Source organism: Mycobacterium sp. (genome assembly GCF_049280035.1).
In the GTDB taxonomy this organism is placed as follows: domain Bacteria; phylum Actinomycetota; class Actinomycetes; order Mycobacteriales; family Mycobacteriaceae; genus Mycobacterium.
Genome location: NZ_JBAPPI010000730.1, coordinates 1 through 2,443 on the forward strand (window position 1 = coordinate 1; position 2,443 = coordinate 2,443).

Genomic DNA, 2,443 nt, shown 5'->3' on the forward strand with positions numbered 1-2,443 from the left:
CGAGCCGGTAGTCCTCGTCGCGCACGGTGGCATGGGCATAGTCGAAGACAGCTTGGGCGCCGGCTGCCACAGATTCCTCGGAGATGTCTAGCGGCGTCGAATTCTGGTGGACGGTAATGGATCTGCCCGGCGTCTCGCCCGGGTAGATCCGAAACAGCTCGCCGTTGCCGATGGTCACCGATAGCACGATGTTCGGAAACAGCGCATAGATCACCACCATGTTCTGGAAGGGGTCCCACTGATCTTCGGGAACGTTCTCCAGCTCCAGGATGGAGTTCAGCGGGAAGATCAACCGGTGATGCAGTCCGAACGAATCGAACACCGTGCAGTTGCTGCGGGCGATCGTGGCGAAGGTCGCCCGGTGGACGGTGGCGAAGTGGTAATTCTCCGAGAAGGTGTCGACCGCCAGTTTCCAATTGATCGGTGAGTCGAGGACCTTCTCGCCCAGTGGAGACCACCGTCCGATGCCCCACGAGTCGAGTTCTTCGGCCAGCGGACCCAGGTGCGCGGAAATATCCAATGTCGCGGCGGGATCGAGTGCCACCCAGAGGAACCCGGCGAATTCGGTAGCCGGCAGTTCGGTCAGGCCGTCGGATTTCACCTCTACGCCGGGGAAGCCTTCCCGGCCGGGCAGACCGACTAATCGGCCACTGTCGTCGTATGTCCATGCGTGATACGGGCAGCTGAATCGCTTTGCCTTACCGCAACCGGTGACAACCTGCGACTGCCGATGCAGGCAGACATTGTTGAACGCCTTGACCGAACCGGTGGACGTTCTTGTCAGCAGAACGGATCGCCCCATCACCGACTTGGTGCAGTAGGTTCCCGGCTCCGGCAACTCGGATACATAACCGACCAGCTGTGGGCTGGCCATCAGCATTGCGACGTCTCGCTGGTGGCGCTCGATCGACGTGTACTCGCGCGCACGGACCGTATGCTCGGCCGGCGCAAGGTCGGTCGTCTTATCGCGTGCCAGCTTCACGGCACGCCGGGTCAAATCGATGAGTTGGTCGCGTTCCATCGCGGTCCTCCAGAGGCTGAGCTTCTCCTTGACCGTAACTTTATTAACTTAGCAAGTACAAGAAGTAATCAGCAGCGACGACGTGTCCGGGCGCCGTTAAGTCATCCTCCGGGGGGCTCCCAAGCGGACCCGCCGGGCGTGTCCACGCAGGCGACCGGTATGCCCGAGTTTGACGTGGTTGTCGACCCCGGAGCGCCACAAGGCATACCGACGGCAGGCCGAGGATCCAGGCCGGATGGAGTGGTCGTCGGCGACGGCGAATGTGCCCTGGTTGTCTCCGGCACAGTCGTGCGTGCCGAAGACGAGGTCGACGTCGAAGTGGCCGTTGCTGCTGGCGACGCTGTGATCGTCGGCGGCGTGCTCGGTCTGGGAGTCGGAGGCTTGACGATCGGCGGCGGGATGGCTGTCGCGTGTGCCGGGAGCGCGGGCGGGGTGGTGCTCACCGGGGACAACGTATCGGTATTGGTGGGCGTGTCATCGTGCGGAGCGGCCGAGCGCAAAGCCATGACGCCCAAAATCCCTCCCACCGCGACCGCCAGGATGGTGAGACCGAGCGCTGCCGTGTGCAGCAGCCGACGACGGCGCGACGCGATCGATGTGTCGTCAGGCGCAGCGCTCCATACATCAGGTTCCGCCGACGTGACGGCATCGTCGACTTCGGACTCTGGTAGGACATCCGGTGGGGTGACGGCATCGTCAACTTCAGCCGTTGACCACACATCTGGCGGCGCGGCGGCATCACCGACTTCGGCAGCTGGTGGAGGGGGTACCGCGGGCTCGGTCGGCGACGCGTTGTTGGTCTCCGTAGCGGTGGGGAGCGAAGCGGCTTTAGCACTCGGGATGAAGGACAGTTTGCTCCTCGCCTCAAGTGCTTTGGCGAATTCGCGACATCGCGGGAATCTCTCGGCGGGTGCCTTCATGAGTGCGCGGTGGAAGGGCGCGTCAAAGTAGATCAACTCGGGTTTCACATCACTTGGCCGTGGCGACGCCTCGTTGAGGTGCTTACTGATCACCACGGCGGGGTTCATGTGCGAAAACGTCGGTGACCCGGTCAACAGCTGAAAAGCGGTGCACGCCAGGGCATATTGGTCAGCTTGGCCATCGATCGAGTCGTCCATCAGCTGCTCGGGCGCTGCATAGCCAACGGTGCCGATGGCCAGCTTCGCCCGAGTCAGACTGTTGATTTCGTCGGGGCGCCGGGCGATGCCAAAGCCTGTCAGCAAAATCCGTCGTCTGCCGGAGGCCGACTCGCTGAGGAGGATGTTGCTCGGATTCACATAGCGGTGCACCAGCCCCTGTTCGTGGGCGTAGTCGAGGGCGTCCCCAATCGCGGAGACGATCTCGATCACCAACTCTGGCGGCATGCCTTCGGGATATGTATCGGTTAGCAGCTGGGCGGTGTCGGTGCCGTCGACGTAGTCC

At 62.8% G+C, this 2,443-nt stretch carries 2 protein-coding genes; both read right to left on the reverse strand.

Annotation, left to right across the window (positions count from 1 at the left end):
- On the reverse strand, positions 1-1,021 hold a 1,021-nt coding region (locus WAN71_RS23565), incomplete at its 3' end, for an aromatic ring-hydroxylating oxygenase subunit alpha (RefSeq protein ID WP_422227645.1).
- Between the two features lie 101 nt (positions 1,022-1,122).
- The coding region (locus WAN71_RS23570; protein WP_422227646.1) for a protein kinase domain-containing protein at positions 1,123-2,443 on the reverse strand (1,321 nt) is incomplete at its 5' end.